Below are 16,111 nucleotides of genomic sequence, written 5' to 3' on the forward strand. Positions count from 1 at the left end.
GCAGGTAGGGGTTTTGTTTTGCTCGCAGGAAAGTGCCGTGGCGAATAAAGGGATAGCCCACCCGCTATCCCTGGTGATAGTTGCATCGTTTATGAAATTTTGGCTGACGCGCTAAAGTGACCCCGCCGTTTTTGGTATGGTGCAGCTCGTTTTTTAACGGACTGATTTCAAGCCTACGGATCGGCACTTCCTCTACAGTCAAAGAGCTGCTGCAGAAATGCCTGAACCGATACCAATCAAGGACCACGAAAAAGAGACGCGCCTGGTCAATAAAAGACTGATGGCCTGCGCCTTGTTTGTCGTCGCTATTACCTGCGCGCTGGTGGTACGGCTGTATGTTCTGCAAGTGGTTGAGTACGACTACCATTCGACGATCTCCGAAAACAACCGTGTACACGTATTGCCGATCGCCCCTACCCGTGGGTTGATCTATGACCGAAACGGCGTGCTTCTGGCGGACAACCGGCCCAGTTTCAACTTGACCATCACCCGAGAACGGGCCTCCGATGTCAAAGAAGAGCTGGATGACGTGGTCAACCTCCTGCACCTGCCGGCTGAAGACCGCACACTGTTCGACAAGGCAATGAAGCAGGCTCGACACCCCTTCGTGCCCGTCACCTTGTTCTACGAACTCAGCGAAGAACAGATCGCGGTGTTGGCAGTCAACGAGTTCCGTTTGCCAGGGATCGACGTAGAGCCACAATTCGTTCGCCACTACCCGATGGGCGCACACTTCGCACACTCGATCGGCTACGTCGGCCGCATCAACGAGAAAGAGTCCAAAGCCCTGGATACGGTGGAATACCGTGGCACCCAATCCATCGGCAAGACCGGCATCGAGAAATTCTACGAGCCCGAGTTGCACGGCCATGTGGGTTATGAAGAAGTCGAAACCAATGCTCAGGGCCGCGTGCTGCGAGTGCTCAAACACACCGATCCGATCCCCGGCAAAAACATCGTTCTGAGCCTCGACGTCAAACTTCAGGAAGCTGCCGAGGAGGCGTTGGGCGATCGCCGTGGCTCGGTGGTCGCTCTCGACCCGTCGACCGGCGAAGTACTCGCGATGGTCAGCAAGCCAAGCTTCGACCCGAACCTGTTTGTGACCGGCATCAGCGTCAAGGAGTACGCGGCGCTACACGACTCCATCGACCGGCCGCTGTTCAATCGTGTGCTGCGTGGGCTCTACGCGCCGGGCTCGACCATCAAGCCGGAAGTGGCTATTGCCGGCCTCGACGCCGGGGTGGTCACTGCGCAGACCCGCGTCTTCGATCCGGGTTATTACCAACTACCGGATTTCGATCATAAATACCGTAACTGGAACCACAGTGGCGATGGCTGGGTGGACATGGACGCGGCGATCATGCGCTCCAACGACACCTACTTCTACGATCTGGCGCACAAGCTGGGGATCGACCGTCTGCACGATTACATGGCGATGTTTGGCCTCGGCGAGAGGGTCTCGCTGGACATGTTCGAAGAGTCTGCGGGGTTGATGCCATCCCAGGCCTGGAAGCGCGCCACGCGCCGTCAGGCATGGTTCCCGGGTGAAACCGTGATCCTTGGCATCGGCCAGGGCTACATGCAGGTCACGCCTCTGCAACTCGCCCAGGCTACGGCGCTGATCGCCAACAAGGGTGTATGGAACCGACCACACTTGGCCAAAACGGTGGATGGTGTAGCGCCGGTGGACGAGCATCCGATGCCGAACATCCTGCTCAAGGACCCGCGTGACTGGGAGCAGGTCAACCACGGCATGCAGATGGTAATGCACGATGCTCGCGGGATTGCCCGAGCGGCAGCCGCGGGGGCTCAATACCGCATCGCCGGCAAGAGTGGTACGGCGCAAGTGGTGGCGATCAAGCAGGGTGAGCGCTACAACCGGGCGAAAACCCTGGAGCGCAACCGTGACAACGCCTTGTTCGTCGGTTTCGCCCCGGCCGAACATCCGAAGATTGTCATTTCGGTGATGATCGAGAACGGCGAGGCTGGTGGTCGCGTCGCCGGTCCCGTGGTGCGGCAGATCATGGACGCCTGGTTGCTCGATCAGGACGGTCATTTGAAGCCGCAATACGCCGTGCCGGGCAAAGCTCCGGGAGATCCTCACGTCTAAGGATCACCAACGAGACGATGAGCAACCTGTTACGGTCTTGAGACACCCGTTATTGAGGATTAGAATTTTCCGGCTAATGGGTGAATGAGGGAGCATTTGCCCGGCCATACACCTGGCGTGATGGAGGTAGCGATGTTCCTTTCAACCCTGGAAATTCAAAACATCATTGAACATAGTTTTTTGCCGGCTGTGTGCACTTGCAGCATGGAGGCGGACCAGTCCCTGACAATTCGGGTCTGCGATTGCATGACCGGGAAAGTGGATTTGGTGGCCACCCATGTTCCGGTATGGACACTGGATAGCCCCCACGCGATCGCGTCACTGGTGGCTAATATGCGGCAAGAAATCGAGGCTCATAAAGGCATTCACGCGCCGTTTTACCGTTGAGCCTGCGTCACGCCGCACCACGTTGGTGGTGCGGCGTGTCTCCCGAAGCCGAGAAGGAAGACTCGGCCACCGCCGAACACTCTATAGCCTGAAGCAGATCGGCAACATCAAGTTATCGGGTGGATTTTTGGAGAATACACAATTTGTGTACCGCCAAGCCCCTTGCAAGTGCGAGGCTTGCCCGCGAAGAGGCCCTCAAGCACAGCGCAGCCTCAAGCCTCAAGCCTCAAGCCTCAAGCCTCAGGCACCGGACAACTCAAATCCCCTTCCTGACACTTCAAGTAAGTCTTGAACGCCTCGACCCGCGCCTTGGTCAGTTCAGTGGTGCAGTTGCTGTAAATCAGCGGATAGGCACTGCCACCCGCCACCCCGGACGCCGAGAATTTGCACTCGGCATCGCGAAACGCAATCCATGAGCGCTGCGCACCGACCAACAGCTTTTTCGCGTCGGGGTCGTCCTTCAGCCGTGTGGTGATCTGCTGGTAAAGCGCATTCAGCTCCTTGTCAGCGGCCTTGTTCTGCTGCGCCGCGCATTGATTCATCGTCGACTGGTCAGTGGCGTTGTCGCAGTCGATTGCATGCGCAAGGGGGGTGAACAGCAGCGGCGTCAACGCAAGGAGAAAACGTGGAGGCATGGTGGGCTCGCAGTGGTGATGGGAAGTTGGGGGGCAGTGTAGCGGGGCGTCGCCAGTCAACAAATCAGCAACCTGATGCTGCACTTGTGGCGTGTCCGGAAACTATGTCTGCCATTCAGGACATTTCTCATTCGATTCATATTCAAGCCAGGGCACGTCATGGGACGTCCAGATGTGAGCCTGAGGTGTCATTTTCGGATCATCGTCGAGCGTCGCCACGCGAACGATTACATGGGGTTGGGCCAAGCGCTCCGCCATCAGATGCGATCCGCAGATCGAACAGAAATGCCGAAGCTTGCCCGGCGACGACTCATAGGTGCTTAGCCGGTCCTGTCCTTTTATCCAGCGAAAATGCTCACGCATGACCCCGGCCGTCGAGGCGAATGCCGCTGCGTGTGCCTTGCGGCAGGTGTGGCAGTGGCAATGACTGATGGGCATGTCGAGGCCATCAAGTTCGTATTTGATGACTTTGCACAAGCAGCTGCCATGCAATTTATTCATGGGGCTTTTCTTGGTTGCGTGGCTGAGATGTCGGCAGCGGCGGCGGCCCGAAACAGGGCGTCAGCCGTGGCCTCGATGTCTTCGCGCTGATGCAATTTCGCAAGCCACCCGTCAGGGATGGCCTGCACACCGTAGTGAGCTCCGGCCAACTGGCCGACGATGGCGGCAGTGGTATCGGCGTCATCGCCCAGGTTCGCGGCTTCAAGGATGGCGGCTTCAAAACTGTCAGTGTGGTGAAAGCACCACAAGGCCGCTTCCAGTGATGCAACGCAGTAACCGCTACCGCGAATATCGTCTTTGGATTTTCCGAGGTAATCGCCTCGGGCGATGCTCGCGACCTTCGGTTCCACGAACGTCGTCTCTGGCAGGCTCTGCAAATCCGGCTTGGACGCGCCTTGCAATGCCTTGCGGATCAGATCGGCAAGCAACTGACAGCATTCAAGTGCCTCCGGCGCCGCATGGGTAGTGCGCGAGCTGTCTGCGGAAAAGGTTCTGATCCGCTCGGGGTCGGGAAAGTAGTACAACACTATTGGCGCTAACCGCATCAGCGAACCGTTACCGGCCGTATTGGGATCGGTGGATCCTGCGAATGGCTGACCGGTTTCCTGATAACGAGCCAGCGCTTCACGGACGGTCATACCAATGTCGAAGCATTCGCCGGTCGAACTCAGGTAACCCCATTGCCACCAGTTGAGGTAACGGCCCATTTGGTCGGCCGCATCAAAACCTTTTTTGTTCAGCAGGCTTTCTGCCAGGCAAAGTGCCATGGAAGTGTCATCGGTCCATTGCCCTGGCTTCAGATTGAACGGGCCGCCCCCAACCATATCGGTCAGAGGGGCGAATGAGCCGCGCGGCTGGAATTCGGCATGGGTGCCAACGGCATCCCCACAAGCAAGCCCCAGCAGGGTTGCGCGATAACGTTCCGTGAGTGAAGGCTGCATGAATCTTCCTTGTAAGGGTTCCACGTCGTTGCAAACGTTAGCAGTTTCAGCCCGCTGACTCCCCCTTGAAACCAGAACTTATGGCCAAAAATGAGGCCGAATATTTCAGGCAAGATCGATTGCGGCACCTGTTTGATACAACTTTTAGGTTGGTCTTATGGTCTTTACGGGCCTACTGTTCAATACAGGAGGTGACTTATGAACCCAGCATCAGATCGCATCGAAAGGAAAATCCTGCTCAAGGTGCCGCGCTCGCAGGTCTGGCGCGTGCTGGCCAATGCCGAAGCCTTTGGGCAATGGTTCGGCGTGGCACTCGAAGGTAAGCGCTTTGTCGCCGGCGAGTGGACCCAGGGGCAAGTCACGTATCCCGGCTACGAACACGTACTGTGGAATGTCCTGGTGGAGCGGGTCGAGCCGGAGCGGGTGTTTTCGTTTCGCTGGCACCCATTTGCCGTAAAGGCGGATTTCGACTATTCCCAAGAGCCCACCACGCTGGTGAAGTTTGAACTTGAAGATCACGACGAGGGCACGTTGCTCAAGGTGTCGGAGTCCGGTTTCGATCACATTCCCCAATCCCGCCGTGAAAAGGCGTTCCGTATGGACAGTCGTGGTTGGGAGGAGCAGATGAACAATATCGAAGAGTTTCTGAAAACCAACGCCAACGCCCACGAACGTCAGGGCGGCTGATGGCTGCAGGCCGCTAAACTTGCGACCCCGGCACTTGATGACTGATACGTCTAAGGGTTTTCGGAGGGGTGGCTATGGCGAATGTCTTACACGCGGTAGTAGCTATGTCGTCTATTGCGGATTGGATCCGAAGGGTAATCTAGCTCCATCAACTGAAGCACAGGAAGTGCTCCAGGGTCACGGATGATCGACCATAGCAAGGATCGCTGCCGACAGGGAGTCGATATGGTCTTGGGAAAAACCCGCTTCGGCGGGTTTTTTTTCGTCTGCAGAAAACTGCAACCTGCATTGAATGGTCAATGGCTTACACGTAGCCAGTGGTATGTCGTCTTTTTAAGCTTCATCGATGCGTTTAATCTGGATCCATCAACTGAAGCACAGGACGTGCTCAGGATCACGGATGATCGACCATACGCCAGGATGGCTGCCGACAGGATGTCGCAATGGTCTTGAGAAACCCGCTTAGGCGGGTTTTTTTATGGGCGTCAGAAAAGTCTGTCAGATGTCCACGACTTCACGCAGTGTCTCCAGGGCGCGCTTCAACACGTCGAGGCTGATCGATCCCATGGCCACCCGCAGCGCAGGAGGCACATGAGTGGTCGTGGCAAAGGGTTCGGCGCTGGTCACCTGCACGCCTTTACGTTCCAACTCGGCAACAACCGTTTCGGCCCGTAATCCTTCTGGCAATCTGAGCCAAAGGTAGTAGGAACCGGGATGCGCCACCAGCTCGCAATTTTTCAGGATTTGCTGAGCCAGATCTTGTCGCTGCCGGGCGTCCAGGCGCTTTTGCTCTTCGAGGTTGTCGACTTCGCCGCTATCGATCCAGTGGCAGGCCAGTGCGACGGTCAGCGACGGGGTGCTCCATGTCGACACGCGGATGGCTTGTTCCAGCACCGGCATCATCGCTTTCGGTGCAACGATGAAACCAATGCGCAGGCCCGAGGCAACGCTTTTCGACAGGCCGCTGATATACAGTGTGCGCTGGGGGGCCAAGGTAAACAGCGGTTTGGGCGCCGGTTCTGCGAGGAAGGCATAGGCACCGTCTTCGATGATCAGAAAGTCGTAGCGTTCGGCCAATTGCACCAGGCGTTCACGGTCGGCGATGGACATCACCGTCCCCAACGGATTGTGCATCGTCGGCATGCTGTAGAGCGCCCGCACGGGGCGCCGTTTGCACAGCGCTTCCAGGGCGTCGAGATCGGTGTGCCCGGCGATTTGCGGCAGGGCTTCGAGGTCCAGCCGATGGGCCTGGGCCAGGGTTTTCAGGCCAGGGTAGGTGAGGGCGTCGAGGGCCAGAATATCTCCCGGTTTGAGCAGTGCCATCAGCGTCACGGCAAGACCTTGCTGGGCGCCGTTGACGATCAGCACCTGATCGCCCCCCACCCGAATGTCCCGATTGCGTAAATGCCGGGCCGCCGTCTGCCGTTCATGCGCGCGCCCGCCCTGAGGCGCGGAATGCAACAGCGCATCGATATCGCCGGAGGCGGCAATCGCTCGCAAACCCTCGCGCAATAACTCGTCCTGACCGGGTACCGACGGGTAATTGAAGGTCAGGTCCACCATGCCGACGCCCAGTGGTTGCTGTTCCAGCCCCAGTCCGCGTGGCAAGGATGTGTCGCGCACAAAGGTGCCACGGCCGGTTTCGCCGACCACCAGGCCGATCGCCTCCAGCTCGTGATAGACCCGCAATGCAGTGGCCAGGGCAATCCGCTCGCTCTGCATCAACGCACGAATGGTCGGCAACTGTGTGGCGGGTGGCAGTTCACCGCTGCGAATCTTCCCGGCGAACTGATCCACCAGGCGTTTGTAGCGAATACGGGTCATGGGTGAGTGCTCTTTGTATCTGGATCAATTTTTTGTTTGTATCAGATTGGCGTTCTAATCTACAGGCTTTCCAGGACGGAGACTTCGCTGTGATTGACCCTACGACCTTATTGATTTTCGTTGGCGCGGTGATGTTGTTGCTGCTGTCACCCGGACCGAACATGGCCTTCGTGATCAGTCATGGCGCCAGTTATGGCTGGCGTGGTGGTGTGGCGTCAGGATTGGGCATTGGCCTGGCCGATCTGATCCTGACGGCGCTGACTGCGATGGGTGTTACGGCACTGGTTGCCAGCTGGCCGCCGGCCTTCGACCTGATCCGTTATGCCGGGGGCCTGTACCTGCTGTGGCTGGCGTTCAAGGTGTTGCAAAAAACATCGGCCAGCGGCACGTCGCATGTGGCGCAGGTGCCGCTCAAGACCCTGCTGATCCGGGCGATGCTGAACAGCCTGCTGAACCCCAAGGCCTTACTGTTTTTCATGGTGTTCCTGCCGCAATTCGTTAACGCGCAGCGGGGGTCGATTGCCGTACAACTGGTGCTGCTGGGCATGGTGTTGACCTTGGTCAGTGGCGTGTTTCACACCCTGCTCGGGGTTTTCGGCAGTGCGGTCAGCCGGCTTGTTTCCAGTACTTCGACATTCGCCAAATGGCAGTCGTTGGGGCTGGCCGCAGTACTGCTGTTGCTCGCCGTCCGGCTAGTCCTGATGACTCGTCCGGCCTGACTCATTCGCTGAAAAGGAACCTCTGCATGTACATCGCATCGTTTATCTACAAACCCGGGCAACGGGACGAGGAGTTCAACCGGTTGAGCGCGTTGATCGACGAAGTCGCGATCAGCATCGAAGGGTTTGTCGGCACCCAATCCTGGTGCTCGGCCGATGGCGAGTTGGTCAACGCCAGTTATTACTGGCAGGACGAAACCTCTATACGAGAATTCGCCAGCCATCCCAGGCACCTGGAGGCCAAGCGTCAGTACCGCAAGTGGTACGCGGGTTATCAAGTGGTGATCGCTAAAGTGGAGCGGGCTTATGGTGATAACTCGTTCGAGCTGTTTGTGCCCAATGGTCGACCTGAGTGACGGGCTGCGGGGGCGATAGCGCCCGCAGCCGTTTCTTTCACTGGCGGGCGAGTTTCGCCGCTGCACGTTCGGTGATTTCCGAGCGCAATTTCAACGACGCGGCAGCGCGTTTGCGGGCTTCCTCCAGCACGCTGACCGGCGCTGTCTCGGGACTGCCCGAAGCAAACGGCGGCGCCGGCGCGTATTCCAGCTGCAACTGCACCAGTTGCGCCGTGTCCTTATCGAACAATTCAGCCGCCAGGGTCAGGGCAAAATCGATCCCCGCGGTGATCCCGCCACCGGTCAGCAGATTGCCGTCGCGCACCACCCGATCGTTCACCGCAATCGCTCCCAAAACCCCAAGCAATTCGTGATATGCCCAGTGAGTGGTAGCGCGCTTGCCCTTGAGCAACCCCGCCGCGCCAAGCACCAGCGCACCGGTACACACCGAGGTGACATACCGCGCATTGGCGGCCTGGGCCTTGATGAAGGCCAGGGTTTCGTCATCCTCCATCAACGGCCCGACGCCGCCGCCACCAGGAATGCAGATCACATCCAGTGGCGGGCAATCGTCGAAGGTGGCGGTCGGTTTCAACACCAGCCCGGTACTCGCGGTGACTGGCATCAGGTCCTTCCAGATCAGGTGCACCTTCACGTCCGGCAGCGAGGCCAGCACATCATAAGGGCCGGTCAGGTCCAGTTGTTGAACCTGTGGAAACAACAGAAAACCGATCTGCAACGTCATGGCGTTTTTTCTCCTGGTTGGGGTGGACGGCTTCACTGTAGGCTCGTAGGATCTGGCGCATACGCCAATAACCCCACGAATTACGCCAAATATGCCGAACAACCCGAAAACCATTCATGTGCTGGCCTTTGCCAACGTGCAAGTGCTCGACGTCACCGGGCCGTTGCAGGTGTTTGCCTCGGCCAACGACATTGCCCGCCAGCAAGGTTTGCCGCCGCCCTATGCGCCGTCGGTGATTGCCAGCGGTGGCGGGGCGGTGATGTCGTCGGCGGGGTTGGCGCTGTTGGCAGAGCCGCTGGCGAAACAGGGCAGTGACACGTTGATCATTGCTGGTGGCTGGGGCGTTTACGCGGCGGCGAAAGATGAGTCGCTGGTGGCCTGGGTACGTGAGCACGCGACGGGGTGTCGGCGGGTGGCGTCGGTGTGTACCGGGGCGTTTTTGCTGGCGGCCAGCGGTTGGCTCGATGGCAGGCGGGTGGTCACGCACTGGACCCGTTGCGAGCAATTGGCGCAGCAGCATCCCAAGCTACAGGTCGAACCCAACCCGATCTTCATCAACGACGGCCCGGTCTGGACCTCGGCCGGTGTCACCGCGGGCATCGACCTGGCCTTGGCGATGGTCGAGGAAGATCTCGGCCGAACCATGGCTCTGGACGTCGCCCGCCAACTGGTGGTGTTTCTCAAGCGTCCGGGGGGCCAGTCGCAGTTCAGCGTGACCCTGTCCCTGCAAAAGGAAGGCAACCGCTTCGACGATCTTCATGCCTGGATCAGCGAAAATCTAACCAAAGACCTCGGCATCCCGACCTTGGCCTTGCAGGCCGGCATGAGCGAGCGCAGCTTCGTTCGTCACTACCGCGCCGACACCGGCCAGACCCCGGCGCGGGCCATAGAACTGATTCGGGTCGAGACCGCCCGGCGCTTGCTCAGTGACACCGGTGTGCCGATCAAACGGGTCGCGGTGCAATGCGGGTTTGGCAGTGAAGAGACCTTGCGCCGCAGTTTTCTGCGAGCCGTGGGCGTAACACCACAAGCCTATCGCGAGCGCTTTTCCGTCAGCCCTCCAGCAGATCCAGTAATGCCTTGAGGGTCGCTTCGGGCGCTTCTTCGGCAATGTTATGCCCGACGCCCGCCAATACTCGGCGTTCATAAGGGCCGGTAAAACGCTCGGCGTCTTCATCGATTTCAGACGCGGGGCCGACACCGTCATCGGCGCCGCACAGGGAAATCGTCGGCACGCTGATTGCCGGTTGCTGGGTCAACGCTTCTTCCATCCACTCCAGCGCCGGGTCGCCAGGCGCATATATGAACCGGTGTCGGTACGAGTGAATCACCACCTCGACGAAATCCGGGTTATCGAAGACTGGTGCGCTCAAGGGATAACGCGCGGCATTGTTGGCCCAGGTCGGTGACCACAACTTCCAGAGCAGTTCGCACAGTGCCCGGCGGTTTTGGGTCAAGCCTTCAACACCGCGCGGGGTGTGGAAGTAGTACTGGTACCAGAGGCGATGCTCGGTCTCCGGGTCCAGAGGCTGGGTCGAATTCGGAATGTTCTGAAGGTTGTAACCGTCCCCGGTCACCAGGCAGCGCACCCGCTCCGGCCATAGCGCCGCAACAATGCACGCCGCCCGGCCGCCCCAGTCGTAACCGCACAGGGCGGCGTGCTTGATGGCGAGGGCGTCCATCAGGTCCAGAAGATCCTGGGCGAGGGCGGCTTGCTGGCCGGAGCGCAGGGTGTCGGGGCTGTTGAACCGGGTCGGGCCGTAGCCGCGCAGGTACGGGACGATAACGCGGTAGCCCTTTGCGGCGAGGGCCGGGGCGATTTCGTCGTAGGCGCGGGGGGAGTAAGGGAAGCCGTGGAGCAGGATGACCGGGTCGCCGGTGGTGGGGCCGTGTTCTTCGTAGGCGAGAGTCAAACTTGGAGTTTTGGTGAATTGGATCTGCACGTCCTTGTTCATTTGACACTCCATAGAGGCTGTAATGGGTTATCCGAACAGCACCTTTTGCCAATATTCTTCACTGATGATCGCTATTGGCACACCACTTTCTCTCAGTTCGACGGCTCTTTTGATCTTGGTTCCGTAGGTGCTATGCAGCCATTGATCATTGCCGATGCTGCCTACCACTAAATAATGGATCTTCTTGCTTACGGATCCGCCGATAAGCCCGCCACGTTCAATAATCAGTGATTCGCACTCCTTGCGCGGACCGTAAGCCATGATCCCGGTAAACAGGAACACTCGGTCAGACCAACTTAAAGAGGGCGCCGGGTTGTCGAGAGGAAGACTGGTCGGCGCAGTGAACGTTTGGGCAGAACCAATCGGCAGGCCTGCAAACTGGTGAAGCATCTCCAACAGCTCGCCAGACTCCTCGGCATCAAGCACGCCGTCGCTCAGCATGCCGGCGAGGCGTTTGTAGAGGATATTCACCACCGGATCGCCGATATGGCTTAAATGGGTTTCGATCCAGGTCTTTAGAAACTCGGCTTCCTGCTGGTTGATCGTACCGTCGGCAGCGAGCCCGGCGGCGATTCCCACCAGTGCGTCAGCCGAGCGTCGATCAATCCGTGCTTCGTGGAAGAAACCGCTGTTTTGAAATTCCTGATGCAGGTCCACCATGCGTCCTTCTCCTTAAGCCTCCACGTCCGCCACCTGATTGAAATACTTCGACCGATCCGGCGTAAACGTCACGACCATTTTGGTTCTGGAACAGGTCAACGCCCGTTCTGCGTTCAAATCGATATCCAGATCTTCCCCGCGCAACCCTTGCCATTGGGCGAGGTATTTGAGGGATCCGTATTTTTCGAGTTTTTTCAGACTGCGGCTGACGCCACCTTTCCAGCCTAGCACCGGAAGTTCATCAGTGAGGCATTGTCGGGCGAGGTCGGGGAAGCGGGCGGCGCGTTGGCGGCCGATTTCCCAGCATTTGATCAGGCCTTTGTCGTGGCCCTCCCACAGTTCATCCCGGTTCAAGCCTGATCGGAGTGGGGCATCAATGCTGCGATGGATACGCTGGGTCATTCTGGTTCCTTGAATTCGGGTTTTGTTGGACAGCTCCGCTGTGCCCGTTGACGTGGATGGTAGGGATGGATGTAAGCGGTGGCAACAAGGTATTTCCGGATGTAGGAATGCGTTACCGCGTGTTGATTGGGCTGGTTTTGTTTAGTGATTGTAGGTTCGGCCTACCTGGTTCTGTGGCGAGGGGGCTTGCCCCCGTTCGGCTGCGCAGCGGCCGTGAAGCCAGCAAATGCGGTGCTTCTGGAGGAATTTGGTTATAGATTTCAGGGCCGCTGCGCGCCCCAACGGGAGCAAGCTCCCTCGCCACAGAAGGTCAGCTCTGTCAGGCGGAGTGTGTTTAAGTTCATCGCGGGTAAGTCTCGATCCTACAAAAAGTGTCGTAAAAGTGGATATTTCCGACGAGTTTTGGCGGTTGTAGGTTAGGAAAGGGAGCCGATAGTCTTTCCGGGTCGCTGCCAATTCAGCGACCGGGTTTGGTCACCCGTGCAATGTCAGGCGTGCAAGCGCCAACGTGAGCATGTCGGCGCTTTTTCTTGTGCTTGTCGGTATGCTTCGCGGTGGGCTGTGCGCGGGGCACTTTCGAGTGCGCCGGGTGCCTGACTTCCCGGTTGACCAACCTGCGTACCGCCCACTACCCATCGTTTGGGAAAAAAACCGAAGGCCGCAAGCCAAGCAAGATGTTCATGGTTGCGCCGGATATGGACAACGAAAGTCTGCTCGCTCATGTCTGCGAATCGCTGGCCTCAGCCAGCGTCATGACCAGCGACATTGCCGCCTATGTCGATGCTCCGCAGCGGCACACGCTCCTGGCTATTCAGCAGGTCATCATGCTGGCCGAGCTGGCGGTGAATCGGGTGCTCGATAACGTCGACGTGCCAAAACCCGCGCCACACAGCTGATCCCCTGTGGGAGCGGGCTTGCTCGCGAAAGCGGTGTGTCAGGCGACATCAATGTTGAATGTGAAATCGCCTTCGCGAGCAAGCCCGCTCCCACAGTTGAACGGTGTACATCTGTAGTAGCGAAGAAGACGACTCGGTCTCAAGGCTGCCAGAAGTTTTTCTCCCCGCTCAATTTCCGATCCAGGAAACTCGCCGCGCTGATCAGTGCCAGGTGCGTCAGCGCTTGTGGTGTGTTGCCCAGATGCCGGGCATGGCTGTCGAACTCTTCGGCATACAGCCCCAGCGGGTTGGCGTACTTCAGCAATTGCTCGAACTCCAGGTGCGCCTTCTCCACCTGGCCGGCACGGGCCAGGCATTCGACGTACCAGAACGAGCACGCGGCGAAGGCGCCTTCGGTGCCGGGCAGGCCGTCGATCTGGCTGTCGTCGTTGCGGTAGCGGTAGACCATGCCTGCGCGCACCAGGCTTTTCTCGATGGCTTCAAGGGTCGCGATCCAGCGCGGATCCTTGGCGCTGACGAAGCGCACCAGCGGCATCAGCAGCATCGAGCCATCGAGGCCGGTGCCGCCGATGTGCTGGACGAAATGCCCGCGTTCTTCGTTCCAGAAGTTGCTCCAGATGTCAGCGTAGATCGCTTGACGGGTCTGGTCCCAGCGGGCGAACGGGGCGGGCAGCGAGCGTTTAGAGGCCAGCCGGATGGCCCGGTCCACGGCCACCCAGCACATCAATCGCGAGTGCAGGAAGTGATACTGCTCGCCGCGCATTTCCCAGATGCCAACGTCTTTTTGTTGCCAGGTTTCGCAGACCTGATCGACCACCTCCACAGTGTGTTTCCAGCCCTCATGAGAAATCGCTTCACCGTGCTTGTTGACCAGATACACCGCGTCCATCAGCTCGCCAAAGATGTCGAGCTGGATTTGATCGTAAGCCTGATTGCCGATGCGTACCGGCGTCGCGCCGCCGTGACCGGCCAAGTGTGGAAGTTCAACTTCCGGCAGTTCCTGACGGCCATCGATGGCGTAGAGGATGTTGAGTTTCATGGTCTTGCCGTGACAATCCCTGACCCGACCGCGCAACCAGCGCGTGTAGGCGTTGGCTTCCTCGACGAAGCCCAGGCGCATGAAGGCATAGACGGTGAACGAGGCGTCACGGATCCAGGTGTAGCGGTAGTCCCAGTTGCGTTCGCCGCCGGGCGTTTCCGGCAGGCCGAAGGTAGCGGCGGCGAGGATGGCGCCGTGTTTGCGTGAGGTCAGCAGCTTCAGGGCCAGGGCCGAGCGATTGACCATTTCCCGCCAGCGACCGCGATAATTGGACTGGCCGATCCAGTCGCGCCAGAACTTCAGGGTGCGTTCCAGGCACAGCGCGGCGGCACCTTCCTTGAAGCGCGCATCGTCAACGCCGCCGAGCAGGAACTCGGCGCTCTGGTCCTGTTCGAGGATGAATTCGGCGACGGCCGCATGGCCCTCGATGCGTAAGGATTGATTCGAACACAGCTGCATGGCTGGCTGGCCGGTGGCCTCGAAATACACACTCCGATCACGTGCGCGGGCCTTGGTCGGAGCCCGGGCATAGTCATGCCGCACGGCGCAACGCATGCGGATCGTCGCTTGTCCGCTGACCACTCGCACTCGACGCATCAGCATCGGCAAATCATCTTCGCTGTCGCCGGTGGGCAGCAGGTCGGTGACTTCGACCACCGCGTGATCGCTCATCCAGCGGGTTTGCAGGACGTTGGTATCGGGCAGGTAAATCTGCTCGCGGCGAGCGTCGGGCAGGTCCGGGGCCAGTTGAAAGATGCCGGCTTCGGGGCTGTCCAGCAGCGCGCAGAAAATCGAAGGACTGTCGAATTCCGGCCAGCAGAAAAAGTCCACGCTGCCCTTGTCGTTGACCAGCGCTGCGCTACGCATGTCGCCAATGATGCCGTGGGCGTCGATGGCACTTTGTCGTTCGGAATAATCAGCCATTACCGCGGAACTCCGGGAACCGAGGGCCTAACTAGCTGACCGGTTTGAGCCACAGAGAGTTCATTTGCGGCAAACCGCTGTTCACACCCAACCAACAATTCGACGCTTTCCCCGGGGTAGACGTTTGTGGCAAGTTGCAGACCCTTGTTGAGGCCGGACCCCATGGCAAACCCCTACCGCGAGCTATTCCACGCCCCAGGCGCACGCGCCTTTGTGCTGGCCGGCATGCTCGCGCGCATGCCGATTTCCATGACCGGCATTGGCTTGATCACCATGCTTTCGCAGCTGCAGGGCGGTTACGGCCTGGCCGGCTCCATCGCGGCGACCTTTGCCCTGGCCACAGCGTTTTGTGCGCCACAGGTTTCGCGGTTGGTGGACCGTTTTGGCCAAAGCCGGATCTTGCCGGTGTCGGCATTGGTCGGTGGTGGGGCGCTGTTGCTGTTGTTGCTGTGTACTCGCTTGCAGGCGCCGCACTGGACGTTGTTTGCGTTTGCCGCGCTGGCCGGTTGCATGCCGAGTATGTCGGCGATGGTGCGGGCGCGCTGGACCGAGTTGTATCGCGGTCGCCCCGAGTTACAAACCGCTTATGCGCTGGAGTCGGTGCTGGACGAGGTCTGCTTTATTGTCGGGCCGCCGCTGTCGGTGGGGTTGTGTGTGGTGGCGTTCCCGGAGGCAGGGCCGTTGGCGGCGTTGCTGATGCTGGCGATCGGGGTCACGGCATTTGTGTTGCAGCGCGGTACCGAACCGCCGGTACATCCTTATGAAGAACACCATCAGGGTTCGATCATCCGCTCGAGCGAGATCCAGTTGCTGATACTGTTGATGGTCGCCTTGGGCACCATCGTCGGTGTGGTGGATGTGGTCAGCGTCGCGTTCGCCGAGCAGCAGGGGCAACCGGCGGCGGCGAGTATTGTGCTGTCGGTGTATGCCATCGGCTCGTGCCTGGCCGGGTTGGCGTTCGGGGTGTTTCGTTCCAAGTTGCCGCTGGCGCAATTGTTCCTCTACGGCGGGGTGGCGACGGCGGTGACCACGTTGCCGTTGCTGCTGGCGGCCAATATTTTCGGACTGTCGCTGGCGGTGTTCGTCGCCGGGCTGTTTTTTGCACCGACCCTGATTGTGGCCATGGCGCTGGTGGAGCGCATCGTGCCGCCGGCCAAGCTCACCGAAGGCCTGACCTGGCTGGTCACCGGTTTGAGCATCGGCGTGGCGATCGGCGCAGCCAGTTCGGGCTGGCTGGTGGATGCGTTTGGTGCGCGCAGCGGGTTCTGGGTGGCGATTGCCGCCGGTGCCGTGGTGTTGGGGTCGGCGGTGCAGAGCTATCGCCATCTCAAATGAGTGCTCCCACAATGAT

18 protein-coding genes are annotated in these 16,111 nt (G+C 59.3%); 9 read left to right on the forward strand and 9 right to left on the reverse strand.

Going from position 1 to position 16,111, the window contains the following annotated elements; genetic code table 11:
• The first annotated feature begins 217 nt into the window (after positions 1-217).
• Positions 218-2,110, forward strand: a complete 1,893-nt coding sequence (gene mrdA / locus PMI36_RS27960; RefSeq protein WP_008067334.1) for a penicillin-binding protein 2 — start codon at positions 218-220, stop codon at positions 2,108-2,110.
• Between the two features lie 132 nt (positions 2,111-2,242).
• Complete coding sequence (locus tag PMI36_RS27955) at positions 2,243-2,497, forward strand: DUF1652 domain-containing protein (RefSeq protein ID WP_008067337.1); 255 nt, start codon at positions 2,243-2,245, stop codon at positions 2,495-2,497.
• Positions 2,498-2,730: 233 nt separating this feature from the next.
• Here the strand turns inward: PMI36_RS27955 and PMI36_RS27950 are convergent, their stop codons facing one another.
• From PMI36_RS27950 to PMI36_RS27940, 3 genes are all read right to left on the reverse strand, one after another.
• Positions 2,731-3,132 carry a lysozyme inhibitor LprI family protein gene (locus PMI36_RS27950; RefSeq protein WP_008067338.1) on the reverse strand — a complete coding sequence of 134 codons (402 nt, stop codon included), beginning with the start codon at positions 3,130-3,132 and terminating at the stop codon, positions 2,731-2,733.
• 102 nt (positions 3,133-3,234) lie between these two features.
• Positions 3,235-3,633: a GFA family protein gene (locus PMI36_RS27945; RefSeq protein WP_008067341.1), complete on the reverse strand. Its 399-nt coding sequence runs from the start codon at positions 3,631-3,633 to the stop codon at positions 3,235-3,237.
• Positions 3,630-4,574, reverse strand: coding sequence for an ADP-ribosylglycohydrolase family protein (locus PMI36_RS27940; RefSeq protein ID WP_008067350.1), 945 nt, complete (start codon positions 4,572-4,574; stop codon positions 3,630-3,632). Before PMI36_RS27940 ends, PMI36_RS27945 begins: the two co-directional genes overlap by 4 nt.
• Positions 4,575-4,772: 198 nt before the next feature.
• Here PMI36_RS27940 and PMI36_RS27935 point away from each other — a divergent pair, with 198 nt between their 5' ends.
• Together PMI36_RS27935 and PMI36_RS0129300 are read left to right on the forward strand one after the other, a co-directional pair.
• A complete protein-coding gene (locus PMI36_RS27935) occupies positions 4,773-5,261 on the forward strand; it encodes an SRPBCC family protein (RefSeq protein WP_008067351.1) in 489 nt (162 codons plus the stop codon).
• A 183-nt stretch (positions 5,262-5,444) separates the two neighbouring features.
• Positions 5,445-5,714 carry a hypothetical protein gene (locus PMI36_RS0129300; RefSeq protein ID WP_032830058.1) on the forward strand — a complete coding sequence of 90 codons (270 nt, stop codon included), beginning with the start codon at positions 5,445-5,447 and terminating at the stop codon, positions 5,712-5,714.
• 45 nt (positions 5,715-5,759) lie between these two features.
• On the opposite strand, the gene PMI36_RS27930 is transcribed toward PMI36_RS0129300, so the two are convergent.
• Positions 5,760-7,085: an aminotransferase-like domain-containing protein gene (locus tag PMI36_RS27930; RefSeq protein ID WP_008067354.1), complete on the reverse strand. Its 1,326-nt coding sequence runs from the start codon at positions 7,083-7,085 to the stop codon at positions 5,760-5,762.
• An 89-nt stretch (positions 7,086-7,174) separates the two neighbouring features.
• Between PMI36_RS27930 and PMI36_RS27925 the strand changes: the two genes are divergently transcribed.
• Positions 7,175-7,804: a LysE family translocator gene (locus PMI36_RS27925; protein WP_008067356.1), complete on the forward strand. Its 630-nt coding sequence runs from the start codon at positions 7,175-7,177 to the stop codon at positions 7,802-7,804.
• Positions 7,805-7,830: 26 nt separating this feature from the next.
• Positions 7,831-8,160: an antibiotic biosynthesis monooxygenase family protein gene (locus PMI36_RS27920; protein WP_008067357.1), complete on the forward strand. Its 330-nt coding sequence runs from the start codon at positions 7,831-7,833 to the stop codon at positions 8,158-8,160.
• A 37-nt stretch (positions 8,161-8,197) separates the two neighbouring features.
• Here PMI36_RS27920 and inhA read toward each other — a convergent pair whose 3' ends face one another.
• Positions 8,198-8,884, reverse strand: coding sequence for an isonitrile hydratase (inhA, locus tag PMI36_RS27915; RefSeq protein WP_008067359.1), 687 nt, complete (start codon positions 8,882-8,884; stop codon positions 8,198-8,200).
• Between the two features lie 91 nt (positions 8,885-8,975).
• Here inhA and PMI36_RS27910 point away from each other — a divergent pair, with 91 nt between their 5' ends.
• Positions 8,976-9,968 carry a GlxA family transcriptional regulator gene (locus tag PMI36_RS27910; RefSeq protein WP_008067361.1) on the forward strand — a complete coding sequence of 331 codons (993 nt, stop codon included), beginning with the start codon at positions 8,976-8,978 and terminating at the stop codon, positions 9,966-9,968.
• Here the strand turns inward: PMI36_RS27910 and PMI36_RS27905 are convergent.
• From PMI36_RS27905 to PMI36_RS27895, 3 genes are read right to left on the reverse strand one after another with little or no spacing between them, the layout of a single operon-like run.
• On the reverse strand, positions 9,937-10,839 hold the full coding sequence (locus tag PMI36_RS27905) for an alpha/beta fold hydrolase (protein WP_008067364.1): 903 nt from the start codon (positions 10,837-10,839) through the stop codon (positions 9,937-9,939). The genes PMI36_RS27910 and PMI36_RS27905 overlap by 32 nt on opposite strands.
• Before the next feature lie 27 nt (positions 10,840-10,866).
• Complete coding sequence (locus tag PMI36_RS27900) at positions 10,867-11,499, reverse strand: BRCT domain-containing protein (RefSeq protein WP_008067366.1); 633 nt, start codon at positions 11,497-11,499, stop codon at positions 10,867-10,869.
• Between the two features lie 12 nt (positions 11,500-11,511).
• Positions 11,512-11,901 (reverse strand): hypothetical protein, encoded by a 390-nt coding sequence (locus PMI36_RS27895; protein ID WP_008067368.1) that lies wholly within the window; start codon positions 11,899-11,901, stop codon positions 11,512-11,514.
• Between the two features lie 605 nt (positions 11,902-12,506).
• Between PMI36_RS27895 and PMI36_RS0129305 the strand changes: the two genes are divergently transcribed.
• Positions 12,507-12,797 carry a DUF6124 family protein gene (locus tag PMI36_RS0129305; RefSeq protein ID WP_238543559.1) on the forward strand — a complete coding sequence of 97 codons (291 nt, stop codon included), beginning with the start codon at positions 12,507-12,509 and terminating at the stop codon, positions 12,795-12,797.
• Positions 12,798-12,936: 139 nt separating this feature from the next.
• Here the strand turns inward: PMI36_RS0129305 and PMI36_RS27890 are convergent, their stop codons facing one another.
• The gene (locus tag PMI36_RS27890) at positions 12,937-14,760 is read right to left on the reverse strand and encodes a glycoside hydrolase family 15 protein (protein ID WP_008067372.1); all 1,824 of its coding nucleotides are present in this window, start codon (positions 14,758-14,760) and stop codon (positions 12,937-12,939) included.
• Between the two features lie 162 nt (positions 14,761-14,922).
• Between PMI36_RS27890 and PMI36_RS27885 the strand changes: the two genes are divergently transcribed.
• On the forward strand, positions 14,923-16,095 hold the full coding sequence (locus PMI36_RS27885; protein ID WP_008067375.1) for an MFS transporter: 1,173 nt from the start codon (positions 14,923-14,925) through the stop codon (positions 16,093-16,095).
• Positions 16,096-16,111 lie beyond the last annotated feature (16 nt).

The organism is Pseudomonas sp. GM79, from assembly GCF_000282495.1.
GTDB lineage: Bacteria > Pseudomonadota > Gammaproteobacteria > Pseudomonadales > Pseudomonadaceae > Aquipseudomonas.